This window comes from Microtetraspora malaysiensis, assembly GCF_050947145.1.
Lineage (GTDB): Bacteria > Actinomycetota > Actinomycetes > Streptosporangiales > Streptosporangiaceae > Microtetraspora_A > Microtetraspora_A malaysiensis.
Map to the genome: position 1 here is coordinate 1,345,616 of NZ_CP191998.1, position 25,302 is coordinate 1,370,917.

At 71.3% G+C, this 25,302-nt stretch carries 27 protein-coding genes; 18 read left to right on the forward strand and 9 right to left on the reverse strand.

The window, feature by feature from the left end; all coding sequences use genetic code 11:
- Nucleotide 1 precedes the first annotated feature (1 nt).
- The 9 genes from ACQP1V_RS06835 (at nt 2) to truA (ending at nt 5,984) form a co-directional block, all read left to right on the forward strand.
- Nucleotides 2-433, forward strand: a complete 432-nt coding sequence (locus ACQP1V_RS06835) for a DUF1707 SHOCT-like domain-containing protein (protein WP_433419929.1) — start codon at nt 2-4, stop codon at nt 431-433.
- 404 nt (nt 434-837) lie between these two features.
- Nucleotides 838-1,059, forward strand: coding sequence for a translation initiation factor IF-1 (gene infA / locus ACQP1V_RS06840; RefSeq protein WP_012887858.1), 222 nt, complete (start codon nt 838-840; stop codon nt 1,057-1,059).
- A 48-nt stretch (nt 1,060-1,107) separates the two neighbouring features.
- Complete coding sequence (gene rpmJ / locus ACQP1V_RS06845) at nt 1,108-1,221, forward strand: 50S ribosomal protein L36 (RefSeq protein ID WP_003956441.1); 114 nt, start codon at nt 1,108-1,110, stop codon at nt 1,219-1,221.
- 388 nt (nt 1,222-1,609) lie between these two features.
- Entirely contained in the window at nt 1,610-1,990 is a 381-nt protein-coding gene (gene rpsM / locus ACQP1V_RS06850) for a 30S ribosomal protein S13 (protein ID WP_387408104.1), read from the forward strand.
- A gap of 34 nt (nt 1,991-2,024) precedes the next feature.
- Nucleotides 2,025-2,429, forward strand: a complete 405-nt coding sequence (rpsK, locus tag ACQP1V_RS06855; protein WP_020542285.1) for a 30S ribosomal protein S11 — start codon at nt 2,025-2,027, stop codon at nt 2,427-2,429.
- Between the two features lie 20 nt (nt 2,430-2,449).
- Entirely contained in the window at nt 2,450-3,076 is a 627-nt protein-coding gene (gene rpsD, locus ACQP1V_RS06860) for a 30S ribosomal protein S4 (RefSeq protein WP_067130017.1), read from the forward strand.
- Between the two features lie 197 nt (nt 3,077-3,273).
- Complete coding sequence (locus ACQP1V_RS06865; protein ID WP_061253237.1) at nt 3,274-4,290, forward strand: DNA-directed RNA polymerase subunit alpha; 1,017 nt, start codon at nt 3,274-3,276, stop codon at nt 4,288-4,290.
- Between the two features lie 186 nt (nt 4,291-4,476).
- Nucleotides 4,477-4,971 (forward strand): 50S ribosomal protein L17, encoded by a 495-nt coding sequence (gene rplQ, locus ACQP1V_RS06870; protein WP_433419932.1) that lies wholly within the window; start codon nt 4,477-4,479, stop codon nt 4,969-4,971.
- Nucleotides 4,972-5,078: 107 nt separating this feature from the next.
- Nucleotides 5,079-5,984, forward strand: coding sequence for a tRNA pseudouridine(38-40) synthase TruA (gene truA, locus ACQP1V_RS06875; RefSeq protein ID WP_433419935.1), 906 nt, complete (start codon nt 5,079-5,081; stop codon nt 5,982-5,984).
- Here truA and ACQP1V_RS06880 read toward each other — a convergent pair.
- The 3 genes from ACQP1V_RS06880 to ACQP1V_RS06890 form a co-directional block, all read right to left on the reverse strand.
- Nucleotides 5,974-8,340, reverse strand: coding sequence for a hypothetical protein (locus tag ACQP1V_RS06880; RefSeq protein WP_433419938.1), 2,367 nt, complete (start codon nt 8,338-8,340; stop codon nt 5,974-5,976). The two genes, truA and ACQP1V_RS06880, sit on opposite strands and share 11 nt — an antisense overlap.
- A gap of 110 nt (nt 8,341-8,450) precedes the next feature.
- A complete protein-coding gene (locus ACQP1V_RS06885) occupies nt 8,451-9,839 on the reverse strand; it encodes a hypothetical protein (protein ID WP_433419940.1) in 1,389 nt (462 codons plus the stop codon).
- Nucleotides 9,840-9,966: 127 nt separating this feature from the next.
- Nucleotides 9,967-10,701, reverse strand: coding sequence for a CAP domain-containing protein (locus tag ACQP1V_RS06890; protein WP_433419943.1), 735 nt, complete (start codon nt 10,699-10,701; stop codon nt 9,967-9,969).
- A 482-nt stretch (nt 10,702-11,183) separates the two neighbouring features.
- On the opposite strand from ACQP1V_RS06890, the gene rplM reads away from it, so the two are divergent.
- From rplM to glmM, 3 genes are read left to right on the forward strand one after another with little or no spacing between them, the layout of a single operon-like run.
- Complete coding sequence (rplM, locus tag ACQP1V_RS06895; RefSeq protein ID WP_387408118.1) at nt 11,184-11,627, forward strand: 50S ribosomal protein L13; 444 nt, start codon at nt 11,184-11,186, stop codon at nt 11,625-11,627.
- Between the two features lie 30 nt (nt 11,628-11,657).
- Nucleotides 11,658-12,179, forward strand: a complete 522-nt coding sequence (rpsI, locus tag ACQP1V_RS06900) for a 30S ribosomal protein S9 (RefSeq protein WP_067129996.1) — start codon at nt 11,658-11,660, stop codon at nt 12,177-12,179.
- Nucleotide 12,180: 1 nt separating this feature from the next.
- Complete coding sequence (gene glmM / locus ACQP1V_RS06905) at nt 12,181-13,539, forward strand: phosphoglucosamine mutase (RefSeq protein ID WP_433419946.1); 1,359 nt, start codon at nt 12,181-12,183, stop codon at nt 13,537-13,539.
- A 66-nt stretch (nt 13,540-13,605) separates the two neighbouring features.
- Here the strand turns inward: glmM and ACQP1V_RS06910 are convergent, their stop codons facing one another.
- The 6 genes from ACQP1V_RS06910 to coaA all read right to left on the reverse strand — a co-directional run bounded on the left by ACQP1V_RS06910 (nt 13,606) and on the right by coaA (nt 19,185).
- Complete coding sequence (locus tag ACQP1V_RS06910) at nt 13,606-14,322, reverse strand: ABC transporter permease subunit (protein ID WP_433419949.1); 717 nt, start codon at nt 14,320-14,322, stop codon at nt 13,606-13,608.
- A 120-nt stretch (nt 14,323-14,442) separates the two neighbouring features.
- Nucleotides 14,443-15,396, reverse strand: a complete 954-nt coding sequence (locus ACQP1V_RS06915; protein ID WP_433419951.1) for an ABC transporter ATP-binding protein — start codon at nt 15,394-15,396, stop codon at nt 14,443-14,445.
- Nucleotides 15,393-16,259 carry an ABC transporter permease gene (locus ACQP1V_RS06920; protein ID WP_433419954.1) on the reverse strand — a complete coding sequence of 289 codons (867 nt, stop codon included), beginning with the start codon at nt 16,257-16,259 and terminating at the stop codon, nt 15,393-15,395. The genes ACQP1V_RS06915 and ACQP1V_RS06920 overlap by 4 nt, the downstream gene beginning before the upstream one ends.
- Nucleotides 16,256-17,158 (reverse strand): ABC transporter ATP-binding protein, encoded by a 903-nt coding sequence (locus ACQP1V_RS06925; protein WP_067129982.1) that lies wholly within the window; start codon nt 17,156-17,158, stop codon nt 16,256-16,258. The genes ACQP1V_RS06920 and ACQP1V_RS06925 overlap by 4 nt, the downstream gene beginning before the upstream one ends.
- Nucleotides 17,159-17,239: 81 nt before the next feature.
- Nucleotides 17,240-18,253 carry a DUF389 domain-containing protein gene (locus tag ACQP1V_RS06930; RefSeq protein WP_433419957.1) on the reverse strand — a complete coding sequence of 338 codons (1,014 nt, stop codon included), beginning with the start codon at nt 18,251-18,253 and terminating at the stop codon, nt 17,240-17,242.
- A gap of 8 nt (nt 18,254-18,261) precedes the next feature.
- Entirely contained in the window at nt 18,262-19,185 is a 924-nt protein-coding gene (coaA, locus tag ACQP1V_RS06935) for a type I pantothenate kinase (protein ID WP_387408129.1), read from the reverse strand.
- Nucleotides 19,186-19,437: 252 nt separating this feature from the next.
- Here coaA and ACQP1V_RS06940 point away from each other — a divergent pair, with 252 nt between their 5' ends.
- The 6 genes from ACQP1V_RS06940 to ACQP1V_RS06965 all read left to right on the forward strand — a co-directional run bounded on the left by ACQP1V_RS06940 (nt 19,438) and on the right by ACQP1V_RS06965 (nt 25,245).
- Nucleotides 19,438-19,788 (forward strand): holo-ACP synthase, encoded by a 351-nt coding sequence (locus ACQP1V_RS06940; protein WP_387408131.1) that lies wholly within the window; start codon nt 19,438-19,440, stop codon nt 19,786-19,788.
- Between the two features lie 127 nt (nt 19,789-19,915).
- A complete protein-coding gene (locus ACQP1V_RS06945) occupies nt 19,916-21,421 on the forward strand; it encodes an NAD(P)H-hydrate dehydratase (RefSeq protein ID WP_433419960.1) in 1,506 nt (501 codons plus the stop codon).
- 40 nt (nt 21,422-21,461) lie between these two features.
- Complete coding sequence (gene alr / locus ACQP1V_RS06950) at nt 21,462-22,616, forward strand: alanine racemase (protein ID WP_433419963.1); 1,155 nt, start codon at nt 21,462-21,464, stop codon at nt 22,614-22,616.
- Between the two features lie 56 nt (nt 22,617-22,672).
- Entirely contained in the window at nt 22,673-23,725 is a 1,053-nt protein-coding gene (locus tag ACQP1V_RS06955) for an alpha/beta fold hydrolase (protein WP_433419966.1), read from the forward strand.
- A gap of 291 nt (nt 23,726-24,016) precedes the next feature.
- On the forward strand, nt 24,017-24,472 hold the full coding sequence (gene tsaE / locus ACQP1V_RS06960; RefSeq protein WP_433419969.1) for a tRNA (adenosine(37)-N6)-threonylcarbamoyltransferase complex ATPase subunit type 1 TsaE: 456 nt from the start codon (nt 24,017-24,019) through the stop codon (nt 24,470-24,472).
- 140 nt (nt 24,473-24,612) lie between these two features.
- The gene (locus tag ACQP1V_RS06965) at nt 24,613-25,245 is read left to right on the forward strand and encodes a hypothetical protein (protein ID WP_433419971.1); all 633 of its coding nucleotides are present in this window, start codon (nt 24,613-24,615) and stop codon (nt 25,243-25,245) included.
- The last annotated feature ends 57 nt before the right edge of the window (nt 25,246-25,302 follow it).

Here is a 25,302-nt window from a genome sequence, read left to right on the forward strand (position 1 = left end):
GATGGCGGCAACTCCGGAGATGCGAGCCTCCGACGGCGATCGTGATCGGGTGGCCGCCGCGTTGCGGGAGCACGTCGCCGAGGGCAGATTGTCCGTTGACGAGTTCAACGAGCGGCTGGCGCAGGTCTACGAGAGCAAGACATACGGCGAGTTGGCCACGCTGACCGGGGACCTGCCGGACATCGACCTCCACCGGCTCCCCGCGACGGTCTCCGGTCAGGCACGTCAGAGGCCCGCCCGCGGCCGCCAGACGGGGCTCAAGGCCGCCTGGGCCGCCTGGGCGACCGCGAGTGCCATCAACTGGGTCATCTGGCTCATCGTCGTGGTGACGTCGGTCCAGTGGGTCTATCCGTGGCCGTTGTGGGTGATGGGGCCGTGGGGCGCCATCCTGCTGGCCGGCACGATCTTCGGCAAGGACCAGCGCCGGCCGTGACCCGGGCGGGTGCGGGCGCACTCTTTACCCGCCAGATGTGATCGAGGCGACGGCCACCCGGGTAGGTGCTCTGCGACAGCCGGCTCGGTCCCGCCGCGTCCGCCTCGCCGGGCGATCAGTGGCTCCGGAACGGCGCGGGCAGGGCGAGCTGAGCCGCCCCGTCCCCATCGCGTACGGCGGTGTGTGACGAGACGGTGATCTGGGGTAGCCTGGCTGCTGGTGTGGAGACACCGCAGCCCGTTTCGCATTTCTGGGCGGGTTGTCGTACACTCCTTTGTCGGCTCACTATGACTTTTTGCGCTGTAGGTGGCCTTGCTGGCTGCCGCTCTCTGGAAGCGCCATGAAGGTCGCGGCTGCGTAGTGATCCGAAACCTCAGACGACCGATCAGTGAAACGCGAGGGACATGGCCAAGAAAGACGGCGCCATCGAGATCGAGGGCACTGTGGTTGAGTCGCTCCCGAACGCGATGTTCCGGGTGCAACTCGACAACGGCCATAAGGTCCTGGCCCACATCAGCGGACGGATGCGGATGCACTACATCCGAATTCTCCCGGACGACCGAGTGGTCGTGGAACTGAGCCCCTACGACCTGAGTCGCGGGCGGATCGTCTACCGATACAAGTAGGCCCCCCTTCACAACAGGGCGGGCCGTCTGAGGAACGAACTAAGGACTATGAAGGTCAAGCCGAGCGTCAAGAAGATCTGCGACAAGTGCAAGGTGATTCGCCGGCACGGTCGTGTCATGGTGATCTGCGACAACCTGCGTCACAAGCAGCGCCAGGGCTAAGGAGAGGAAGCCGAGCCGGGCACGGTGCGGTCCGTGAGAACGGACCGGATGTGTGCAAGGTGAGGCGGACTCGACCAGTCCGGACGTGAGGAAAGCCGAGCCGGGCATCCGGTGGCTCGCTGAAGAGCGGGCCACGACGGGGCAGAGGCAAGGCGGGCTCGTCCAGGGTCGCAGAGAAGGTCCCCATGAGAGTCCGCTCAAGTAGCGGGCTCGAGCCATGTGGGACCAGTGAAAAGTAATCGCGCGTCACACCCGTGAAGGCGGCGTTCCCGATGGGAAGCCGTACCGCACGGGAGACCCCCGGTCGGAGGCCGGGGCCCTCGCCCCGGGCATGGGGAGGGGAAGTGAGGCGTAGGACCTCCGCCACCACGAAGGAGAATGCCCGACCATGGCTCGCCTGGTTGGCGTCGACCTCCCCCGCGACAAGCGGCTGGAGATCGCTCTCACCTACATTTTCGGAATCGGCCGCACTCGCGCCCAGGAGATCCTGGATGCGACGGGCATCAGCCCGGACCTGCGCGTCCACCAGCTCACCGATGCCGAGCTCGTGCCGATGCGTGACTACATCGAAGCGAACTTCAAGATCGAGGGTGACCTCCGTCGCGAGGTTCAGGCCGACATCCGACGCAAGATCGAGATCGGCTGCTACCAGGGCATCCGGCACCGCAAGGGTCTGCCGGTCCACGGTCAGCGGACGCAGACGAACGCGCGTACCCGCAAGGGCAAGAAGAAGACCGTGGCCGGCAAGAAGAAGCCGGGCAAGAAGTAGTCCTAGCAGCCACATTCCAGGAGATAGCGCTTAAATGCCGCCGAAGAGCCGCCAGGGCGCACCGAAGAAGGTGCGCCGCAAGGAAAAGAAGAACGTCGCTCATGGGCACGCCCACATCAAGAGCACGTTCAACAACACGATCGTTTCGATCACCGACCCGAACGGGAACGTGATCTCCTGGGCCAGCGCCGGCCACGTCGGGTTCAAGGGCTCCCGTAAGTCCACCCCGTTCGCCGCGCAGATGGCCGCTGAGAACGCCGCCCGCCGGGCCATGGAGCACGGCATGCGCAAGGTCGACGTCTTCGTCAAGGGACCTGGTTCCGGCCGTGAGACCGCGATCCGTTCGCTGCAGGCGACCGGGCTCGAGGTCGGGTCCATTCAGGACGTGACTCCGGTTCCGCACAACGGTTGCCGTCCGCCGAAGCGCCGCCGCGTCTGAGCTCCAGGAGATAGAGAGAAATGGCTCGTTACACGGGTGCGGACTGCAAGCTCTGCCGCCGGGAGAAGACCAAGCTCTTCCTCAAGGGCAAGAAGTGCGAGTCCGCGAAGTGCCCCATCGAGATCCGTCCTTACCCGCCGGGTGAGCACGGCCGCGGCCGTCCGAAGGAGTCGGAGTACCAGCTCCAGCTTCGTGAGAAGCAGAAGACCCGCCGCATCTACGGCGTCCTCGAGAAGCAGTTCCGCAACTACTACGAGGAAGCCAACCGCAAGGCCGGAAAGACCGGTGAGAACCTCCTCCAGATCCTGGAGAGCCGTCTCGACAACGTGGTCTACCGCGCCGGTTTCGCCGAGTCGCGCGACGCCGCCCGCCAGCAGGTGCGCCACGGGCACATCCTGGTGAACGGCAAGAAGGTCGACATCCCGTCGTACCGCGTCCGCGAGCACGACATCATCGAGGTTCGCGAGAAGTCGCGGAACCTGCTGCCGTACGAGGTGGCCCGCGCCACCGCCGGTGACAAGACCGTCCCGGCGTGGCTGGGTGTCGTGCCGGACAGCATGCGCATCCTCGTGCACCAGCTCCCGGTCCGCCAGCAGATCGACACGCTGGTCCAGGAGCAGCTCATCGTCGAGCTCTACTCCAAGTAAGAGCTCCCGAGCAACATCGATGGCCGTACGGCTCGCCTGGTGCGGGCCGTACGGCATCATGGTTGTAGGCGAGTGGCGTCAAATAGCGGGCGCCGCCGTATAGGGAGAGGAAACCGGTCCTGGTACGGCCGGGTCGCGAGCAGCGACCGGCGGTGGGGGACGCGGCGGAATCATCCCGGAAACAGGGGAGATCCCACATGCTCATCGCACAGCGCCCGAGCCTCCTGGAGGAGTCGCTCGAGGAGCACCGGTCCAAGTTCGTCATCGAGCCGCTGGAGCCGGGCTTCGGTTACACCATCGGCAACTCGCTGCGGCGCACGCTGCTGTCCTCGATCCCGGGGGCGGCGGTCACCAGCATCCGCATCGAGGGCGTGCTGCACGAGTTCTCGACCGTGCCCGGGGTGAAGGAAGACGTCACCGACATCATCCTCAACCTCAAGTCGCTGGTCGTCTCGTCCGAGCACGACGAGCCGGTCGTGATGTACCTGCGCAAGCAGGGCCCGGGTGAGGTCACCGCCGCCGACATCGCGCCGCCGGCCGGTGTCGAGGTGCACAACCCCGACCTGCACATCGCCACGCTGAACGGCAAGGCGAAGCTGGAGATGGAGCTGACCGTCGAGCGCGGTCGCGGCTACGTCTCCGCGGCCCAGAACAAGCAGCCGGGCCAGGAGATCGGCCGGATTCCGATCGACTCCATCTACTCCCCGGTCCTCAAGGTCACCTACAAGGTCGAGGCCACCCGTGTCGAGCAGCGCACGGACTTCGACCGGCTGATCCTGGACGTCGAGACCAAGCCGTCGATGAAGCCGCGCGACGCGGTCGCCTCGGCCGGCAAGACCCTGGTCGAGCTGTTCGGTCTCGCGCGCGAGCTGAACGTCGAGGCCGAGGGCATCGACATCGGCCCGTCGCCGACCGACGCCGCCCTGGCCGCGGACCTGGCGCTGCCGATCGAGGAGCTGAACCTCACGGTTCGCTCGTACAACTGCCTCAAGCGCGAGGGCATCCACACCGTGGGTGAGCTCGTCGCCCGCAGCGAGCAGGACCTGCTCGACATCCGCAACTTCGGCGCCAAGTCGATCGAAGAGGTCAAGCAGAAGCTGCACGAGATGGGCCTCGCCCTCAAGGACTCCCCGCCCGGATTCGACCCCAGCGCGGTCGCCGGCGGCGGGTACGACGACGAGGACGGCGGCTTCATCGAGACCGAGCAGTACTAGATCGTGTCTCAGCGTTCCGGCGCCGAGGCGGTGGGCGTACCGCCGCCGCGGCACCGGAACGCAGCCCGGCCGTCCGGGTGAAGCGGCGGAACCACAGATTTGCCGAAGGCGGGCTCTCCGGAGTCCGCCGCCCCGACTCCGGTACCTGATACGGCCGGAGCGGGTTGTCTCTCAAGGAGAAACAACATGCCTAAGCCCACCAAGGGCGCCCGTCTCGGCGGCAGCCCGGCGCACGAGCGGCTGATCCTGGCGAACCTCGCCACCCAGCTGTTCGAGCACGGCCGGATCCGCACCACCGAGGCCAAGGCCAAGCGTCTTCGCCCGCTCGCGGAGAAGCTGATCACCAAGGCGAAGAAGGGCGACATGCACAACCGTCGCCAGGTGCTGACCGTCGTCCGCGACAAGGGCGTCGTGCACCACCTCTTCACCGAGATCGCGCCGACGTTCGCCGAGCGTCCCGGTGGCTACACGCGCATCACCAAGCTCGGCCCGCGTAAGGGCGACGCCGCTCCCATGGCGCTCATCGAGCTGGTCGCCGAGCAGCTGAACCCGGTCACGGTCACGCGCCCGGCCGCCGAGGCTCCGGCCCCGGCCGCTCCGGTCCAGGAGGCCGCTGAGACCCCGGCCGCCGAGGCTCCCGCCGAGGCCGCCGAGACCGAGGCCAAGAAGGACGAGGCCTGATCAAGGGCCTGTGCTGATCAAAGGCCTGTGAGCGGGTCCAGCGTTCCCTGCGGGATCGCTGGGCCCGCTCTTCGTTTTGGTACGGCCGTCGTGCGCCGTACGGGAGGATGAACGTGGACCGCGAAGTTCGGCTGAGGCTCGATCTGGGCTACGACGGCACCGACTTCTCCGGCTGGGCCCGCCAGCCGGAGCGACGGACCGTTCAGGGTGAGCTGGAAGGCGCGCTGGGCCGCATCCTCCGGATGGACCCGGCCCCTCAGCTGACCGTGGCCGGCCGTACGGACGCCGGGGTGCACGCGCGGGGGCAGGTGGCACATGTGGACCTGCCGCTCTCGCGGCTCGCGGTGGCCGACACCGCGCGGGCCCGGCAGCGGGATCCGGAGACCGACCCCGAGGACGCCTGGCGCGCGGAGGGCGCTCATTGGCTCGCTGCGCTCACGAGAAGGCTGGCCGGTGTGCTTCCCCTGGATGTGCGTGTTTATGCCGTCTCGGTGGCTCCTGAGGGGTTTGACGCCCGATTCTCCGCCCTTTTCCGCCGGTACGTCTACCGCGTGTGCGACGCCCCCGGCGGGACCGATCCGCTGCGGCGGCGGGAGGTGCTGTGGCACAACCGTCCGCTGGACGTCGATCTCCTCAACGCGGCCGCCGAACGGCTGATCGGCGAGCACGACTTCGCCGCGTTCTGCCGCAAGCGTGAGGGCGCCACGACGATCCGCGAGCTGCAGCGGCTCGACTGGGTGCGGGGTGAGGACGGAATCGTCCAGGCGACCGTGATCGCGGACGCGTTCTGTCACTCCATGGTCCGGGCGCTGGTGGGCTCGTTGCTCGCGGTGGGCGAGGGCAGGCAGCCCGTCGAGTGGCCCGGGCAGGTGCTGGCCCGCGCCGTACGCGAATCGGGGGTCCACGTGGCCCCGGCGCACGGGCTGACCCTGGAGGAGGTCGGCTATCCGGCGGGTGAGGAGCTGGCCCGGCGCGCCACGGCGACGCGCCGGGTGCGCACGCTCAGTCCGTGACGCGCTTGCCGATCACCTCGGCGGTGTGGTCGCGGAAGGCGCCGCTGACCGGGCCGAGGTCCTGCTCCTTGGTGGTCGGCGTGTGGCCGTCGGCGTAGGTCGCGTAGCTGAACACGATGTAGCGGCCCCACACCATGCCCGCGGCGTACCCGCCGGAGATCGCCACCCGGTCGGCGCCGCTGCCGGTGTCGCCGTTGAGCCCGCAGAACCAGAGGTTGCCGCTCAGGTTCTTGGTCCGGTCGACCGCGAGGGCCGCCTCCTTGCTCGGCAGCACCGCGATGCCGGTGGTCACGGCGTAGCGCTGCTTCGCGTCCACGTAGGTCGCCCTGAGGACCCGGCGGCACTCCCGCTGCTTGAGCGCTTCGGCGAAGGCCCCGGCCGCCGCCTGCTCGCAGCTGTCGGTCACGTTGACCTTGACCCGCTTGAAGCTGCGCCCGGCGAGGGTGATCCGGGCATCCGGGAAGGTCTCGGTCAGGGTTAGTTTGCCCGGATCGGTCTCCTCCGAGTCGAGGGGCGCTCCCGTGTTCTGGCCCGTGCCGGCGCTCGCGCTCGCGGCCGTGCTCGGCTCCGCCGCGGGCGCGGCGGCCGTCGGCGCGACGGCGTTCGACGGCGCGTTGCCGGGGGCCGCGGACTCCTCCGGCCCCCCGGTGTACGCGAGATAGGCGGCGGCGCCGATGGCGACCACCGCGACGCCGGTGCCCGCGCCGAGCAAGACTCGCTTGCCGGCGCCGGAACGCTTCGCGGGCGCCGTCGCCGGGGCGGTGACCGGGACAGGGAGGCCGCCGGGCCGGGGCGCGGGCCCGGGCGCGAGCAGGACCTGGCCCTGCGCCGCGCCGGACGGCAGCGGCTGGGTCGCCGTCCCGGACGCCGTCGGCGCGGCCGCCGCGCCGGCGTGGAAGGCCGCCGCGTGGTCGTCCGTACGGTCTGGGGGTAGGTCGGCGGCCAGTTCCCGGGGTGCGGCGGGGTGCGCGGGGGCGAGACCGCCAGGGGAGCCTGGCGCGCCGTCGGCGTCCGCTTCGGTGGGGACCTCGGCGACCGCGTCGGCGCGGTCGCCGGCCACACCGTCCCCGGCCGGACCAGCCGGTGCGGCGGGGGCGGGCGAGTCGGCCGGGGGCCATGCCGTGGGGACGGGGGCGTCGGGCGCGGCCGCGGCCTCGCCGGGAAGCCGGGGCGGCCACACGGGGACGTCGCCCGGCTCGGCCGGGATCCTGGGCCGGGAGGGCTCCTCCTGCGCCGCCGGCGCTTTGAGCGGGACGGTCGGCCCCTGTTCGCCCGCGGCGGGGGACGCCTGCTCGGCGCCTTCCGGCTCGTGGCCATCGCCCTCCGGCTCGGCGGCGGCTTCGGGCTCGGCGTCCAGATCGTGGTCCGAGACGGGGAGCGGACGGTCGTGCGGATCCGCCTCCCCTTCCGCCGGCCCGCGAGCGTCGGCGGTCTGCTGCGACGGCGCATCGGTGTCGTCCGGGACGGCGTCCTCGTCGAAACGCGTCGCCCATTCCGTCTCGGGGCGCGGCAGCGGAGACGTCGGCTCCGCGGGGGAAGCGGACGGCTCTCCCACGTGATCCCGGGGACCCGGAGTGGCCTCCTCGCCCCGGGGCGCGGCGTCCGACGGAGCGCGTACGGGCTCGGGCTCTGCCTGCCCGGCGGCGTGCGACGCTTCGGCGGGCGGGGCGAACGTGCCGCCGGGGTGGTCCGCCGGGGCGTCGTCGGCCGTGTCCTGCCGCGCCGCCGGCCATATCGTGGTGGCCGCCGTCGCCTCGGACCGGTCGTTCTCGGCGTCCTCGGCGGGCTCGGTGGCCGTGCCGGGCTCCGCGGGGCTGTCGAACTCCGCGGTGGCAGCGGCGGGCTCTGGATCGTGGTCCGCGGTCGGGGCGGGGCGCGCGGCCCCGGCGCCCGCGCCGGAGTGGCCCTGGCCGCTGGGCGGCACCCACGGCTTGGTGACGTCGATCGCGGGGAAGTCGATGGTCTCGTACTGGTCGCGCTCGGAGATCTCCCGGAACGGCCTGCGCGGGGCGTCGGCCTCCTGCGGGTCGCCCTGTGCGGGGAAGGCGGGCGTGCCGAAGGCGGCCGGCGGGTGCCGCGGAGACTCCGCGGAGGCGGGAGACTGATCGTCGGGCGAGGCGGCGGGCGCGACCGCGCGCTCCGTCCCCTGAACGGCGCTCGGCGAGTCCTGAGGCGACGACGCCTCGCCTGCCGTTTCGTGCTGGGGACGGGCGAACCAGTCATAGCCCGGCGACGCCTCGTCGGGGACGTCGGGCGATATCTCGTCGGGGTGGCCGAAGCTCGGCGGTGGCACAGCGGGTGCCGTTGAGCCGTCGGCGCCGTGTTCGTGCTCGGAAACGGGATCCTGGCCACGCATATGCGGAAGCGTATCGGCGCAGACGAGATCATCGTGCCGCTATGGGCGTTCGTGCGCAGCCAGGGAGCGGCGTTTGTCCAGAAAGATCGGCGGAAAGATGGTTTCGCGGATCAGCCGTGTCCTCCGGTCAGTGACCTCGTGTCGAGCGCTGGGAAGACCGTCTTCTCCGTGATGTCCAGAGCCGCCTGGTAAAGGCGCTTCAGTTCGGTCTTGCTCGGGTTGTGGCCGTCCTTGAACTGGAACCACAGCAGGATCGTGTAATGCCCGTGGATCCAGCCGCCCGCGTACGCGTCTCCCGTGCCGAGGAACTTGCTGATGTCGTCGGTGCCCGGCAGCGGCTTGAGAAAGTCCTGCCGTTCCTTGCCGCCGCCCGCCGACGCCACCTTCTTGGCCGCGGTGGTGGTCTTGACGTTGGCGACGCCGATAGACCCGATGATCTTTCCCTTGGTGTCCTTGTAGCTGGCGCGGATGAGCTGCGTGCAGCCTCCGTCCTTCAGGGCCTTGGTGATCTTCTCGCCGGAGACGCCGTCGGCGCACTTCTTCTCTTTGCTCACCTTCGTCCGGAGGTACGACCGGCTGCCGGCCGTGACCTTCTTCTGCCCGAAGAGTTCCGTGGCGGTGAGCGGCGTCTTGTCGGTCGTACGCGAGCCGGCGTAGCCGTACTTGCCGCCGGGGGCGGGGGAGATCGGAGGCGGCGTGGGGCTCGGCTTCGGAGCGGCGCGCGGCGGCTCCTCCCGGCTCGCCGCGACCCACAGGCCGGCGAAGAGCGCGCCGATCAGCGCGAGCCCGGCCAGAACCAGTACGAGCGGCCGCCGCCAGAGGGGGACCGGTCCGTACGGGTCCCACGGCGGCTCGGACGACTCGGCGGCGCGCCGTTCGGCCCGGGACGGCTCACTGGGGCCGGATGCCCGGCCTCCTCGCGGATCCGTGGCGAGGGGCGCGCCGGACTCCGTCCCGCTCGGCCGGGCGCCGCCGGACTCTGTGCCGCTCGGCCCGGGGCCGCCGGACGTGAGGTCACCCGGCTGCGCGCCGGACGGGAAGCCGCCCGTGGGAGATCCCAGGGGAAAGCCGCCCTGCTGCTGGGTGCCGGGCGGGGTGCCCGCCCCCGGCTGCCCGTGGCCGCCTGTGGCGTCTCCCGAGAGCCCGGCCGCGTTCCAGGGCGCCGTTCCCGGGCGTCCGCCCGATGCGTCTTCAGGCCCCCAGCCGGCGCCCGCGGGGCCGCCGGGCCGCGACGCCGCCTCGGCCCACGTTCCGGCCTGGCGGCTCCCCGGCCGGCCACCCTGGCTGCCGCCCTGGTTCCCGCCCGGGTCGTCGCCCACCTGCTGCGGCCGCCGCCACGGATCGAACGCCGGGGCCCCCGGGCCCGGCTGCCCGGGCGCTCCGGGCTGCGCGGGCGCCGAGCCGTACGGCCGCGCCTCCGGGCGGCGGGCTGCGGCCGGCGGCTCGCCCTGGGGGAGGTACGGCTGGCGGTGTGGCTGCTGGTCGCCGGGATAACCCATGCGCTGAGATTAGCCGCGTATCACGGCAGATGAGGAAAGTCAGGAATAACCGAAGTGCTGGTCCGGCCGTGCGGCGCCCGGCCTGAGATCGACCCCGACGGTGGGCGTGACCTGCGGCGGAGGAAGGTCAGGAGTAGCCGAAGTCCTGGGTCCACCACGGGCCGCCCGGCCCGAGATCGACGCCCACACCGGTCGCGACCAGACCGCAGTTGAGGATGTTGCGCCGGTGGCCGCTGCTGGCCATCCACCCCTCGATCGCCTCGCGGGCGGTCTGGTAGCCGCGGGCGATGTTCTCCGCGCCGCCCTCAAGGTAGCCCGCCGCCTCCATGCGCGCCCAGGGCGAGCGGCCGTCCGGCGAGGAATGCTCGAAGGTGTTGCTGGCGGCCATCTCCCGGGAGTGCAGGCGGGCGGAGCGGACGAGCCGCTTGTCGACCCGCATGGGCGCGCAGCCCCGCTTGCGCCGCTCGGCGTTCGCCAGCCGTATGACCTCGGCCTCCAGGCCGTTGAGGACCGCGGCGCCCACGCCGTCTCCGCCGCGGTCTCCGCCCAGCGTGCCGGACTCGCCGTCGTAGCCGGGGCCGAAGGTGTTCCACTGCGACCCGCCGTACGAGCCGTCGATCATGTTGGACGGCTTCCTGGTCGGCGGCCGGGTCGGGGGAGCCGAGCGGGCGAGGGACGACGGCCCCTCGGCCCGCGCCACGTGATCGAGCGGCGGGCGGTGCCGGGGCGAGGAGTCGGACGTCTTCGAGGGCGACGGCTCGGAGTTGCGGAGATACACCTGGTCGACGCCGCTCTTGGTGGTGACCCGGCCGATGACGACGCCGGCGAGCACAAGGGTGACCGCGCAGGCGAGCAGACCCACGTGAGTCCCGCGGCGGGGCTTCCGTTGGGGGTGCCGGGTGTGAGGGGGCTGCCACATACCGCAGTCAAATATAGGGATGTACAGCGATGAGGATGAAGAGGAGCGAGGGATTGCTTCTCCCTGTGTTTCCCCGCGTGCTCATTGTGTTTCCCCCAGTGCCGCCCGCGTTCCGGCACGGACCGCCGTCCTCGCGCCGGTGTCTCGGCGTCTCAGGTCTCCCGGCTCGCGTGAGCGGGCGGCGTCCCGCCCGCGTGCCGCCGTCTCCGGCCGGCTCCTTGTGTGATCGCCGGGCCCCTCGTCGGCATCGCGTTTTGACCAGGAGGGCGAGGCCGGATAATCTGCTGTTTCGTTGTGTGCACCGGTCCTCCTGTGACCTGTGTACGGCGCGTCCGGCGTCTTCTCCCATGTATGTGGAGACGGAAGGTTGCCGTCGTGCCTGCGCAACCTACCGTGAGTTCACATTTCCGACAGAAGGCACTGCCGTGCGCACGTTCTCACCCAAGCCCAACGACGTCGAACGTCAGTGGTACGTCATCGACGCCACCGACGTCGTGCTCGGCCGGCTGGCCAGCCACGTCGCGACCCTGCTCCGCGGCAAGCACAAGCCGATCTTCGCCCCGCACGTTGACACCGGTGACTTCGTCATCGTCATCAACGCCGACAAGGTGGCCCTGACCGGCAACAAGCTCGAGCAGAAGAAGGCCTACCGTCACTCGGGTTACCCCGGCGGTCTGCGTTCCGTGACCTACGGCGAGCTCATGGAGAAGCGCCCGGACCGCGCCGTTGAGAAGGCGGTCAAGGGAATGCTCCCCAAGAACGCTCTCGGCCGGAGGATGGCGAAGAAGCTCAAGGTCTACGCCGGTTCCGAGCACCCGCACCAGGCGCAGCAGCCGGTGCCCTTCCAGATCACCCAGATCGCCCAGTAATCGCCGAGCCAGGAAAGTAAGAGGAGAACCGTGGCCGAGTCCAACGGTATCGAGACGCTCGTCGAGGGCGAGCAGGACGAGTTCTCGTCCGAGGAGTTTCCCTCCGAGTACACCACCGAGTCCGCCCCCGGCGCCGAGGGCGTCGTGCGCCGCCCCGTCACCACGGGCAACTCGTACGGCACCGGCCGCCGCAAGGAGGCCGTGGCCCGCGTCCGCATCGTGCCGGGCACCGGCAAGTGGACCATCAACGGCCGCTCGCTGGACGCCTACTTCCCGAACAAGGTCCACCAGCAGATCGTCAACGAGCCCTTCGTGACGCTCGGCGCCGAGGACCAGTTCGACGTCATCGCCCGCATCGGCGGCGGCGGCGTGACCGGCCAGGCCGGCGCCCTGCGCATGGGTCTGTCCCGCGCGCTCGCCATCCTGGACGCCGAGACCAACCGGCCTCCGCTGAAGAAGGCCGGCTTCCTGACCCGTGACGCCCGCGCCACGGAGCGGAAGAAGTACGGCCTCAAGAAGGCCCGCAAGGCTCCGCAGTACAGCAAGCGTTAAGTTGGGGCGCCTTTTCGGCACCGACGGGGTACGTGGGGTCGCGGGTCGCGACCTCACGGCCGAGCTGGCCATGGATCTGTCCGTGGCGGCGGCTCATGTCCTCGGCGATGCCGGGGCGTTCCACGCGAGCGTCGGGCGGCGTGGCCGCCCGATCGCCGTCGTAGGCCGGGACCCGCGAGCTTCAGGAGAGTTCCTGGAAGCCGCGGTCGTCGCCGGCCTTGCGTCGTCTGGCGTGGATGTCCTCCGGCTCGGCGTGCTGCCCACCCCGGCGGTCGCGTACCTGACTTCGGCTCTGGGGGCCGACCTCGGGGTGATGCTCTCCGCATCGCACAACCCCGCCCCGGACAACGGCATCAAGTTCTTCGCGCGCGGCGGCTTCAAGCTGGCCGACGCCGTGGAGAACGAGATCGAGGAGCGGCTGGGCGAGAAGTGGGACCGGCCCGTCGGCGCGTCCGTCGGCCGGGTCCGTGAGGCGTTCGGCGAGGCCGACCGGTACGTCTCGCACCTGCTCGACACCCTGCCGCATCCCCTTGACGGCCTGCGGGTCGTCGTGGACTGCGCGCACGGCGCGGCCCACATGGTCGCCCCCGAGGCGCTGCTGCGTGCGGGCGCCGTGGTGGAGACCATCGGCGTCGCTCCTGACGGGCTGAACATCAACGACGGCGTCGGCTCCACCCACCCGGACGAGCTGAAGAGGGCCGTCGTCGAGTGCGGAGCGGATGTCGGCATCGCCTACGACGGCGACGCGGACCGCTGCCTGGCCGTCACGGCCGCGGGCGACGAGGTCGACGGCGACCAGATCATGGCGGTCCTCGCGTCCGCCATGCACGCCGAGGGCCGGCTGCCCGAGAACACCGTCGTCGCGACCGTGATGTCCAACCTGGGCTTCAAGATCGCGATGCGCGAGGCCGGGCTGACCATGGTGGAGACCGCCGTCGGCGACCGGTACGTCCTTGAGGCGATGCAGAACGGCGGATTCACCCTCGGCGGCGAGCAGTCCGGGCATGTGATCATGCTGGACCACGCCACCACGGGCGACGGGCTGCTCACCTCGCTGCACCTGCTCGCGACGGTCGCGAAGTCGGGCAGGTCGCTGGCCGACCTGGCTTCCGTCATGACGAAGCTCCCGCAGGTGCTCGTCAACGTGCGGGACGTCTCCAAGGTGAAGGTGCGCTCCTCCGAGGAGCTGGCCGCCGCCGTGGCCGCGGCGGAGGCGGAGCTCGGTGACGAGGGGCGGGTCCTGATCCGCCCGAGCGGGACCGAGCCGATGGTGCGGGTCATGGTCGAGGCCGGGTCGTACGACCAGGCCGAGGCCGTCGCCGACCGTCTCGCCGAGGTTGTGCGCGCCTGCTGCGCGTGATCCCGTCGAAAGACTGAGAAATCACTGTGGCCTCCGCCGTCCGGCGGAGGCCACAGTGATTTCACGTCACTCCTCGCCGGTCAGGGACAGGCTGCGCAGGCGCTGCCCGGCGAACAGCAGGGCGGCGACGGTCACGATGACGATCGCCGGTACGGCGAAGCCGATCGAGACGTCCGCCTTGAAGAACGCGGACGTCGACACCTGGTCGGCGATCGACTGGGCCCACTGCTGGATCGAGAACGTGCGCGCCCCGGGCACGTAGCCGCCGACAAGGCCCTCCCAGATCAGGGCGTAGATGACGCCGATCGTCACCGCGTGCCGGGTGAGCACGCCGAGCAGCAGGAACACGGCCGCGTAGGCGATGCCCGCGAGGAGGGCGCCGAGGGCGAAGCCGTACGCGATGCCGGACTCGTTCTGGATCAGCAGGTACGCCGCGAGGAACGTGGGCAGGGCGGCGAACACCGCCATCAGGGACGCGGCCACGACGAACTTGGTGAAGGTGATCACCGGCCGCGAGATCGGCTTGGACAGCAGATGCATGATCGTGCCGTCCTCGATCTCGGGCGCGATCACGCCGGTGCCGGCGACCAGCCCGAGAAGCGGCAGGATCGTGCCGACGGCGAACGACTTCATCAGCATCACGGCCGTGCCCTCGCTGGGCCCTCCGATGAGCCGGAGCAGCCCGGCGACGGCGACCAGCGCGAGCGGCAGCAGCACGAGCAGCAGGATCCGCTTGCGGCCGAGCATCGCCCGGTACGTGATGTCAGCTACGACGGTGTTCATTGGTCTCGCTCCGCTCGACTGCTCCGGGCGTCCTGCGCGCGGTCAGGGACGGGAGCCGCCGCGCGCGGAGCCCGGTGAGATACGGTTCCGGGGGTTCGTCCGGGTGGTCCCGGCCTGTGGTCACGCACGGGGCTGGATGAGGTAGGAGAAGACGCTTTCCAGGTCCTCGTCCGTGGGGGACACCTGCCAGAGGCGGACCCCGGCGTGGCGGGCCACCCTCGGCAGCAGCCGGGTGAAGCGGCCGAAGTCGAGCGCCTGCACCTCCAGCCCGCCGTCCGTGAGGGAGACCGCCCCCGAGCTGGGGTCGGCGATCAGCGCGGCGGCCAGCCGCCGGTCGTCGCTGGAGCGGACCCGGAAGATGTGCGGGCGGTCGGTCATCCGGCGGCGGATCTCGCGGTAGTCGCCCGAGGCGGCGTGCCGTCCCGCGACCATGACCTCGATCTGCTCGGCGACCCGCTCGACCTCCTCCAGGATGTGCGAGCTGAACAGGATGGTCCGGCCCTCGGCGCCCATCCGCCGGACGAGGTCCATCAGGTGGAGCCGCTGGCGCGGGTCCATGCCGTTGAAGGGCTCATCGAGCAGCAGCACCTGCGGGTCGTGGACCAGTGCGGCGGCCACCTTGACCCGCTGGCGCATGCCCTTGGAGTACGTCTCGACCCGGCGGTCCTTGGCGGAGGTCATCTCGACGAGGTCGAGGGCGCGGGTCGCCGCCTCCTCGGGGTTCGGCAGCCGGTGCAGGCGGGCGGCGGACAGCACGAACTGCCATCCGGTCAGGAAGCCGTAGACGCCCTCCCGCTCCGGGACCAGGCCGATATGGCGGTAGATGTCGTGGTTGCGCCAGATCTGCTGCCCGCCCAGCGTGGCGGTGCCGTTCGACGGGGCGAGGAAGCCCGCCATGATGTGCAGCAGCGTGGACTTGCCCGCGCCGTTGGGGCCGAGCAGTCCGGTGACGCCGGGCCCGATCGTCATCGTGACGTCGTTGACGGCGACCACGTTGCCGTACCAGCGGGAGACCCCGGCGAGCTGGACGACGCCCGGCCGGGTCGCGACGGTGGGAACGGTGGTGACCGTCATGAGGAGGCCGCCTTCCGGTAGCGCGAGATGAGCGCCGTCAGCGCGAGGGCGATCACGGCCAGCAGGATCAGCGCCGGCCAGGGACCCGCGGGATAACCCCCACTGTTGGCGGGCGGGGTGCCGAACAGCGCCACCTGCACGGAGTCGACGAGGAAGAACGGGCTGATCAGCATCGTCCAGCCGGCGGCCGCCTCGCGGCCCGTGCTCACGAGCACGGCGTAGAACACCCCGGAGACCGCCGAGGTGAACAGGTAGAACGCGATCACCGAGGCGACGCCGAGCCCGCGTCTCGGCGTGAACGACGCGAGCGCCAGCCCGATCGAGGCCAGCAGCAGGGCGATGAGCAGGGTGGACACCACGGAGGCGATGTAGTCGTGGGTGCGCGGCGGGTCGGGCAGGTCCACCAGCAGCTCGCCGATGTACATGACGGTGAGCGGCACCGCGAGCAGCAGGAACAGCGCGGTCGTCATGGCGACCAACTTGGCTCCGACATAGTCGAGCACGGTCACCGGGCGGGACAGGTACAGCGGCAGCACGCGGTAGCGCAGGTCGGGAGCCACCAGGTACGGCGCCTGCGAGGCCAGGAAGATGGCGAGCACGGCCTGCATCGCCACCGCGTACGAGTAGTAGGGGATGCCGGGCTGCTTGGCCAGGGCCATCACGGCGATCGACACCACGGCCGGCAGCACCATGATCGCGACAAGCAGGAACGGGATGATCTTGGCGCGGGTTGTCCGGCCGAGGCCGAAGACGCCGCGCAGGCTGTGCAGGGTGAGGGCACGCGCCGCGCTCCCCCGGCCGAGCCTGGGCCCCTCGTAGTGCCGGTAGCCGATGTCGTGAATGATCGCGGTGTGCTCGGTCATGCCGCCGGCTCCTTGAAGACGTCCTCGATGCGGCCGCGACGCTGTTCGAGCCGGACGAGGTGGAGGTCGAGATCGCAGACGGCGTCACGTACGGCGTCGAAGGTGCCCTCCGAGCGGACCTGGACGGTCAGGATGCGGCCCTGTACCGCCACCGCCTCGCCCAGCTCGGCCAGCCGGGCCGCGAGGGGTTCGAGCCCCTCCTCGACCTCGACGGCGATGGCCTGGGTGGCCTGGGTGAACTCGCCGATCGCGGACGAGCGCAGCAGGGCGCCGCCGTCGATCACGATGACGTGGTCACACACTCGCTCGAGCTCGCCGAGCAGGTGGGAGGTGACCAGGACACTGATGCCGAACTCGGCGCCGACCCGCCGGATCAGCGCGAGCATGTCGTCACGGCCCTGGGGGTCGAGACCGTTGGTCGGCTCGTCCAGGAAGACCAGCCGGGGATCGTGGACGAGTGCCTGAGCAAGCTTGACCCGCTGCCGCATGCCGGTGGAGTAGCCGCCGATCGGGCGGTACCGCTCCTCGTGCAGGCCGACGTGCCGCAGGATGTCGGCCGCCCGCTCGCGGGCGGCGGTGCGCGGCAGGCCGGACATCTGCGCCATGTGCACCACGAACTCGGTGGCGGACAGGTCGGGCGGCAGGCATTCGTGCTCGGGCATGTAGCCGACGACACGGCGGATCTCCGGCCCGCGGGTGGCGGCGTCCATGCCGAGCACCTCGGCCCGGCCGGAGGTGGCCGGGAGCAGGCCGAGCAGAATCTTGATCAGCGTGGACTTGCCGGCGCCGTTCGCGCCGACGAGCCCGGTCACGCCGGTGCCGACGGTGATCGAGAGCTGGTCGAGCGCCGTCACACGGGGAAACCGCTTGGTCAGACCCTCGGTTGCGAGGATTGTCATGATCCGCAGACTACTCGCCGGGTACCCTCCGAGACCTCCGTCAAGAGGAGGAACCGTCTGTCATACCGTGGCGGGGGTGCCTCATCTCCTGGTGCCGGTGCGCCTGGTCCCGCCGTTGGCGCGGTGCCGTACGGCGGGGGCCGCCGGGCGCGGCGGCGGGGAGACGACCGGGACCCGGCCGCCGTACCGCTGCCAGAGGAAGCGCTGCGCGAACAGGGTCGCCGTGCCGGCGGCCACCATGCCGGCGATGTTGACGGCGAGCTGGGCCAGCGAGTGGCCGACCTCGTCCCAGCGGCCGAGCGCCATCGCGACGGCCATGTAACCGGCGGCGGGGACGGTGGTCACCGAGATGAAGACCCCCACCAGGGCGGAGGACTTGCCGGCCGTGATCGAGAGCACGCCCGCCGCGCCGGCCAGCACGGCGACGATGAACGACCACCTGTCCGGCGAGACGATGAACCACACCTCCTGGTTGTGCCGCAGCATCTCGGGCTCGACCCAGCCGATGCCGCGCGACACGAACGCGCAGAGGAAGGTGACCAGGACGGCCGCGCCGAACCCGACGGCCAGCGTCCGCACCGCCACCGCGATCAGCCGTGGCTCGCGGCGCAGGAGACCGAAGCAGATCGCGGCGACCGCGCCGAACTCGGGGCCGAGCACCATGGCGCCGACGATCAGGATCTGCGACGGGATGAGCACGCCGATCGCGGCGATCTGCGTGGCGATCGCCAGGAAGGCCAGGAACGCCCAGGTAACGCGGGAGTCCGCGGTCACGCGCTGGGCGAGCTGGTCCCAGATGACCGCGTCGTCGCCCTCGCCCGGGGCCTGCTCCTGCGCCTCCTCGGCGGCGCGTGAGATCGTCAGCTCGACGTTCTCGATCGCGATGGCGCCGTCGTCTTCGAGGCCGAGGCCTTTCAGCTCCTCGATCAGGTCGTTCGCCGCCTCGCGGGCCACGTCGAGCAGCAGCACGTCGCCCTTGGGGCGGCGCGCCGCCTTCGGCATCACGACGATGCTGGCGACCCCGGTCGCCCGGTCGACCGCCTTCAGCACCCGGTCCGTACGCCCGGCCGGGATGATCACGCGCAGATGCAGCACGACGACGATTATGTACGGCGCAGCCGGATGCGGCTGATGGAGTGGTCGGGTCCCTTGCGCAGGATCAGCCCGGCCCGGCCGCGGGTGGGCGCGATGTTGTCGACGAGGTTGCGCTCGTTGATGTCACGCCACACGTTCTTGGCGAACTCGGTCGCCTCCTCGTACGACAGGTCCGCGATGTGTGCGAAGTACGACTTGGGGTCGGCGAACGCCGTGCGGCGCAGCTTGTGGAACCGGTCGATGTACCAGGACCTGATGTCCTCGTTCCGGGCGTCCACGTAGATCGAGAAGTCGAAGTAGTCGCACACGGCGAGGGACGTGGGCGGCGCGGGCTGCAGCACGTTGAGGCCCTCGACGATGAGGATGTCCGGACGCCGCACCTTCTGGCTCGCCCCGGGCACGATGTCGTACTCCAGGTGGCTGTAGATCGGGGCGGTCACCTCCGGGGTGCCCGCCTTCACGTCGGCGACGAACTTGACCAGCGCCCGCCGGTCGTAGCTCTCCGGGAAGCCCTTGCGGTGCATGATGCCGCGCTCCTCCAACACCTTGTTCGGGTAGAGGAAGCTGTCGGTGGTGATCAGATCGACCCGGGGGTGCTCGGGCCAGCGGGCCAGCAGGGCGTGCAGCACCCTGGCTGTGGTCGACTTGCCGACCGCGACGCTGCCCGCGATGCCCAGCACGTACGGCACGCGCTCGTCGCGCTCGCCGAGGAAGGCCCCCACGGCGGCGCTGCGCTGGCGGGACCCGGTGAAGTGGAGGTTGAGTAGCCGGGTCAGCGGGAGGTAGATGTCGGTGACCTCCGCGAGGTCGATCGGATCGTCGACGCCGCGCAGATCCTCCAGGTCCGCCTCGGTGAGGGTCAGCGGCGTGCTCTTGCGGAGGTCCCTCCACTGGGCACGGCTGAGCTCGACGTACACGTCTCCATCTGCCACGTCGGCCAAGCCTACTCAGCCGGTCGAAAACGTCTTCGGTCGGGAGCGGTACACAGCCTGTGGATGAAACCGGTGGATTGCGGCCGCGGATTCCGGGGAAAGGGGTGGGGCTCCAAGGAGTCGGCAGCGACCGACAGCCCCCAAATTGGGGGCAAAGTAGCACAAAATGGTGTGCGGGTGACATGGGCGAGCCGGCCCGCGGCGCTCCGGCGGGTCGGGTCCGGACGGCCGGAGGGCGGGTAGCCTCGCCCTGTGATCGTGGGAATCGGAGTCGACGTCGTCGACGTGGCGAGGTTCGGCGCCACGCTGGAGCGCACCCCCGCACTCCGGGAGCGGCTGTTCACCGAGGCGGAGCGCGGGCTGCGCACGGAGTCGCTGGCCGCCAGGTTCGCCGCGAAGGAGGCGGTCGCCAAGGCCCTCGGCTGCCCGCCCGGAACCGCCCACGCCGAGGCCGAGGTCGTCAATGACGAGAACGGCCGGCCCTTGCTCCGCGTCACCGGCACGGCGGGCGAGGCGGCCCGCGCCCTCGGGGTCAAGAGGTGGCACATCTCCCTGACCCATGACGGAGGCGTCGCCATCGCCTACGTGATCGCCGAGTCGTAGGCCCTCTCGTCGATGGGCGCCGGCCGCGGCCAGGTGCGGCCGGGCGGGAGGGCCGGCGTCGCCCTCGCCGTCACGCGCCGCGACCGGTCGTCGCGCGCGTGATCGTCCCCGGGATAGCGTCGGACCCATGCGGACCGCGTACACCTCCGACCAGATCAGGGCCGCCGAGCGGGCGCTGATGGCGCGGTTGCCCGAGGGCACCCTGATGAGCCGCGCCGCCTCCGGGCTCGCCTCCGCCTGTGCCCGGGCGCTCGCCCGCGTCCGCGGCCGCGTGTACGGCTCCCGCGTCGTCCTGCTGATCGGGAGCGGCGACAACGGGGGAGACGCCCTGTACGCCGGGGCCCGGCTGGCCGCGCGGGGCGCCCGGGTGGACGCGATCCTCGCCGGGTCGCGCGCCCACCAGGCGGGCCTGGCCGCGCTGCGCGCCGCGGGCGGCCGGGCCGCCGAGTTCGCCCCCGACGCGGCCCGCGAGCTGGTCTCCGCCGCCGACCTCGTCATGGACGGCCTGGTTGGCATCGGGAGCGCGGGCGCGCTGCGCGAGCCGTACGGCACGCTGGCCGGGCTCGTCGCGGACGCTCCCGGCCTGGTGGTCGCGGTGGACGTGCCGAGCGGGGTGGACGCGAGCACCGGCCGCGTGGACGGGCCCGCGGTCCGGGCCCACGCGACCGTGACGTTCGGCGCGTACAAGATCGGTCTGCTGGTCGATCCGGGCGCGTCGTTCTGCGGGACGGTGGAGCTGGTGGACATCGGGCTCGGGCCGTACCTGCCGGACGCGGACGTGGCCGCGCCGACCGCCGGCGACGTCGCCGGCCTGCTGCCGAGCCCGGCGGCCGAGTCGGACAAATACCGCAGGGGAGTCCTCGGCATCGTGGCCGGGAGCGACACCTTCACCGGCGCGGCCGTGCTCTCCGTGGGCGGCGCCGTACGCGCCGGGGCGGGGATGGTGCGCTTCGCGAGCGTCGAGGAGCCCGTCCGCTACGTCAGGGCCCGCTGGCCCGAGGCCGTCACGACGGTGCTCGCCCCCGGCTCGACAGGCGTGCTCGACGACATCGGCCGGGTGCAGGCGTGGGTGGTCGGGCCGGGCCTCGGCACCGGGTCGTACGCCCGCGACCTCGTCGCCGAGATCCTGGGCACCGACCTGCCCGTCCTCGTGGACGCCGACGGCCTCACCCACGTCGCCCGGGACAGGTCGCTGCTGCGCAGGACGGGGCCGACGCTGCTCACCCCGCACGCGGGGGAGCTGGCGCGGCTGCTCGACGTGCCGCGTGAGGACGTCGAGGCGCGGCGGATCGAGCACGTCCGCCGCGCGGCGCACGAGCTGGGCGCGACCGTGCTGCTGAAGGGGTCCACCACCCTGGTGGCCGAGGAGGACCGGCCGGTGCGGGTCAACTCCACCGGAACGCCGTGGCTGGCGACCGGCGGCACGGGAGACGTCCTGTCCGGCATCGCGGGCGCCCTGCTCGCCGGCGGGCTGAGCTGCTACGACGCCGCGTCCTGTGCCGCGTACCTGCACGGGCTCGCGGGGCGGGTCGCGGCGGCCGGCTCCGCGCGCGGCGCGCGGCCCGGCGGCGAGGCGGCGATCGCGGCGCTCGACGTGGCCGAGGCCCTTCCCGACGTGGTCCGCGCGCTGTGACACGGCCCGACCGGTCGCGATCACCTGACAAACTGGAACGATGAGTTTCCCGATCGTCGTCGATACAAAAGACCAGGTCCGGACCCCTGCCGAGGCGAGGGTGGACCTCGCGGCGATCCGGCACAACGTCGGACTCCTCAGCGAGCAGGCGGCCGGCGCCGACGTCATGGTCGCGGTGAAGGCCGACGCCTACGGCCACGGCCTGGTCCCCTCCGCGCGGGCCGCCCTGGAGGGCGGGGCGTCGAGGCTGGGCACCGCGTTCGTCCGCGAGGCGCTGGCGCTGCGCGCCGAGGGGATCACCGCGCCGATCCTCGCCTGGCTCATCACGCCGGACGAGCCGCTGGACGAGGCGCTGCTCCAGGGCGTGGAGTTGTCCGCGAGCGCCCCCTGGCTGATCGACGCCATCGTGGCCGCCGCGGCGCGCACCGGCCGCACCGCCCGGGTCCACCTGGAGGTGGACACCGGGATGTCGCGCGGCGGCGCGCCGCTGTCGGCCTGGCCCGCGCTGATCGAGTCCGCGCTGGCCGCGCGGGCCGAGGGCGTCGTCGAGATCGCGGGCATGTGGTCCCACTTCGCCTGCGCGGACATCCCCGGGCACCCGGCCACCGAGGCGCAGCTCGCCGCGTTCGGCGAGGCGCTGCGGATCGCCGACGCGATGCGCGTGCCGAGCGACGCGATCCGCCACATCGCCAACTCCGCCGCCACCTTCACCCTGCCCCAGGCGCGGTACGACATGGTCCGGCCGGGCATCGCCTCGTACGGACTGAGCCCGATCCCCGAGATGGGAGATTTCGGGCTGCGCCCGGCCATGACGCTCGTGGCGCGGCTCGCCCAGGCCAAGCGGGTCCCCGCCGGCTCCGGCGTCTCCTACGGTCACCTGTACGTCACCGAGCGCGAGACGACGCTTGCGTTGGTGCCCCTCGGCTACGCGGACGGCATCCTGCGGGGTGCCACCAACCGGGCGGAGGTGCTGCTCGCCGGCCACCGGCGGCGCGTCTCGGGCCGGGTCTGCATGGACCAGTTCGTCGTGGACGCGGGCGACGACGCCGTCGCCGAGGGTGACGAGGTGATCCTCTTCGGGCCCGGCACGCGAGGCGAGCCCACCTGCCAGGAGTGGGCCGATTCCCTCGGCACGATCACCCATGAGATCGTGACCAGGATCGGATCCCGCGTTCCGCGCGTTTACGTGGACTAGCGGGGAGATCACGTGGACCGGGCCGGCAGCGCGCCGCCGTCACGAGGAGGGTAGGAATGAGCACACGCCGCAAGGTCGGGCTCGCCGGTGCCGTCGTGGGCGCCGTCTCGGCGGGCGCGGCGGCAGCGGCCATGGCGAAGCGGTACGCCGTCGGCCGGATACGGTTGCGCCCCGACCTGGAGGCGAGTGAGCCCTTCGGCGAGATCCGCGGCCGCGAGGTGACGCTGACCACCTCCGACGGAGTGCTGATCCACGCCGAGGTCGAGGGCCCGGAGGACGCTCCCCTCACCGTGGTGCTGTGCCACGGCTACTGCCTGGCCTCGGACTCCTGGCACTACCAGCGGCGCGAGCTGCGCGGGACGTACCGGCTGGTGACGTGGGACCAGCGCTGCCACGGCGCGTCGGCGCGGGCGGAGGCGAGCGATTGCACGATCGAGCGCCTGGGCGAGGACCTCGCGCTCGTGATCGAGAAACTGGTTCCCGGCCCGTGCGTGCTCGTCGGCCACTCCATGGGCGGCATGACGATCATGGCGCTGGCGGAGCGGCGGCCGGAGCTGTTCGACGACAAGGTGCGCGGCGTGGCGCTCATCTCCACGTCGGCGGGCAAGCTCGCCGAGCTCACGCTCGGCCTGCCCGCGCTGATGTCGAAGGTCGTGCACAAGACGGTCCCGTCGGCGGTGTCGATCATGCGCAAGCGCGGCGAGCTGGTGGACCGGGGGCGCGAGGCGGGCAACGACGTCGCCTTCCTCGCCGTGCGCCATCTCGGGTTCGGCGATTCCAAGAACGTCAGCCCGACCGTGGTGGACTTCGTCGAGTCCATGATCAGGGCCACCCCGTCCGAGGTGATCGCGGACTTCTATCCGGCGCTCATGTCCCACGACAAGCTGACCGCGCTCGACGTGCTCAACAACGTCCCCACCTCGATCATCGTCGGCGAGCGCGACTGGCTGACCCCGCCCGACCACAGCCGTGCCATCGCCGCGGCCGTGCCGACGGGCCAGCTCACCACCGTCTCCAACGCGTCGCACCTCGTCCAGCTGGAGAGCCCGGCCGCGGTCAACAACGCGCTCCGCGAGCTCCTCAAGCGCGTCGAACGCGACGAACCCTGATCCCCCGCCGAAAGGGCGCCCAGAGCCCGCGCGAGCACATCAGTCGTTATGGCGCTGAACCATCACGCTCGGGGCGCGGCGGTGTCTGGACTGAGGAACGAGTGGGCTGAGGGACGAGGCCCCGAGTGACGAGGGAAGACATCGCCTGAGGGCGCCCCGAGCCCGCGCGAGCGAAGCGAGCGCCATAAGTGCGGTGCGGAGCGAGCCCCATGAACGCACCCGTACAGTGAGTTACCGGTGTGGAAGTCAGGCGAGCGGCTGGGTGATCCCGGCCGGACGGAGGAGCGACCAGTGAGAACCGTCCGTACCACCGAGGAGACACGGGCACTGGGCGCGGAGATCGCGGAATTGCTGCACCCGGGTGACCTGGTGGTGCTCACCGGGCCTCTCGGGGCGGGGAAGACCACGCTGGTGCAGGGCATCGGCGAGGGGCTGAAGGTGCGCGGCCCGATCACGTCGCCGACGTTCGTCATCGCGCGGGTCCATCCGTCGCTGTCCGGCGGACCGGCCCTGGTGCACGTGGACGCGTACCGCATCGGCGGCGCGCTTGAGGTCGACGATCTCGACCTGGACGCCTCCCTTGAGGACTCGGTCACCGTCGTCGAGTGGGGTGAGGGGCTCGTCGAGGGCCTCGCCGAGGACCGGCTGGAGGTCCTCATCGAGCGTGACGCCGAGGGCGAGGACCGGCGAGTACGGCTGCGCGGGGTCGGCGAGCGCTGGTCCGCCGTCCCGGCATCTCTGGTCTAGCCGAAATCCCCTCCCGGGGCTGCCGATATCCGGCCTGATCTGGGGCCCAACTGATTCGTTGTGAATCACCCAATAAGAAGATCCTTAGCCATGGATTGGCATAGATTTTCGGGGTATACAGGGTCCGGAGGGGTGGTCGGATGATCAAGGTCAGGCTTGCTGCCGTCACGGGAATGATCCTGCTCGGCGGGCTGGGCTGCACCGCTGAAGCGCAGACGGCTGGATCCACGCCCTCCGCATCGGAGGATCAGGCGTCGCCGTCGGCCACCGTGCCCCGCCAGGACATCCGGGTCACGGTCGACCCGGCCAAGGTCGAGGGCGGCTCCACTCGGACCGTCCACATCACGGCGTACTGCCCGCTGCCGCAGGGCGGCACCGACTATCGCGCCACCGCGCGCTCGGAGGCGTTCACCGGCCTGGTGACGCTGGTCGCGCCCACCGACACGGCCTCACCCGACTCGACTCCGGGCGTCCCGCAGGTTCGTGGCGGCGCGAACGTCCGGGCCGATGCCAAGCCGGGCGGCTACAAGGTCGAGGTGCGCTGTGAGGCCACCAACGACGTCGGCAGCGCCTCCCTCAAGGTCACCGGGAAGCCCGCCCCCGAGCACACGCCCACGAAGATCCCCACCCGCGCCCCGCACGCGGGTGGCGGCGGCACGGCGGCGGGCGCGCCCGAGGAGGACTCCGGCATGCCCGCCGGCGCGACCGCGATCGCCGTCGTCGTGGCCGCCGCGGTCGCGGTCGGAGTGGCGCGCAGACGCGCTAGGGGCTGAATTTGGCCGGTTCGTCCCGGAAAGTGGTCATAGCCGGGATCGCCACCGGGTTGGTGT

Coding starts and splice junctions, on each gene's coding strand:
- ACQP1V_RS06835 (WP_433419929.1), top strand. CDS start 2: ATGGCGGCAACTCCGGAGATGCGAGCCTCCGACGGCGATCGTGATCGG.
- infA (WP_012887858.1), top strand. CDS start 838: ATGGCCAAGAAAGACGGCGCCATCGAGATCGAGGGCACTGTGGTTGAG.
- rpmJ (WP_003956441.1), top strand. CDS start 1,108: ATGAAGGTCAAGCCGAGCGTCAAGAAGATCTGCGACAAGTGCAAGGTG.
- rpsM (WP_387408104.1), top strand. CDS start 1,610: ATGGCTCGCCTGGTTGGCGTCGACCTCCCCCGCGACAAGCGGCTGGAG.
- rpsK (WP_020542285.1), top strand. CDS start 2,025: ATGCCGCCGAAGAGCCGCCAGGGCGCACCGAAGAAGGTGCGCCGCAAG.
- rpsD (WP_067130017.1), top strand. CDS start 2,450: ATGGCTCGTTACACGGGTGCGGACTGCAAGCTCTGCCGCCGGGAGAAG.
- ACQP1V_RS06865 (WP_061253237.1), top strand. CDS start 3,274: ATGCTCATCGCACAGCGCCCGAGCCTCCTGGAGGAGTCGCTCGAGGAG.
- rplQ (WP_433419932.1), top strand. CDS start 4,477: ATGCCTAAGCCCACCAAGGGCGCCCGTCTCGGCGGCAGCCCGGCGCAC.
- truA (WP_433419935.1), top strand. CDS start 5,079: ATGAACGTGGACCGCGAAGTTCGGCTGAGGCTCGATCTGGGCTACGAC.
- ACQP1V_RS06880 (WP_433419938.1), bottom strand. CDS start 8,340: ATGCGTGGCCAGGATCCCGTTTCCGAGCACGAACACGGCGCCGACGGC.
- ACQP1V_RS06885 (WP_433419940.1), bottom strand. CDS start 9,839: ATGGGTTATCCCGGCGACCAGCAGCCACACCGCCAGCCGTACCTCCCC.
- ACQP1V_RS06910 (WP_433419949.1), bottom strand. CDS start 14,322: ATGAACACCGTCGTAGCTGACATCACGTACCGGGCGATGCTCGGCCGC.
- ACQP1V_RS06915 (WP_433419951.1), bottom strand. CDS start 15,396: ATGACGGTCACCACCGTTCCCACCGTCGCGACCCGGCCGGGCGTCGTC.
- ACQP1V_RS06920 (WP_433419954.1), bottom strand. CDS start 16,259: ATGACCGAGCACACCGCGATCATTCACGACATCGGCTACCGGCACTAC.
- ACQP1V_RS06925 (WP_067129982.1), bottom strand. CDS start 17,158: ATGACAATCCTCGCAACCGAGGGTCTGACCAAGCGGTTTCCCCGTGTG.
- ACQP1V_RS06945 (WP_433419960.1), top strand. CDS start 19,916: ATGCGGACCGCGTACACCTCCGACCAGATCAGGGCCGCCGAGCGGGCG.
- alr (WP_433419963.1), top strand. CDS start 21,462: ATGAGTTTCCCGATCGTCGTCGATACAAAAGACCAGGTCCGGACCCCT.
- ACQP1V_RS06955 (WP_433419966.1), top strand. CDS start 22,673: ATGAGCACACGCCGCAAGGTCGGGCTCGCCGGTGCCGTCGTGGGCGCC.
- ACQP1V_RS06965 (WP_433419971.1), top strand. CDS start 24,613: ATGATCAAGGTCAGGCTTGCTGCCGTCACGGGAATGATCCTGCTCGGC.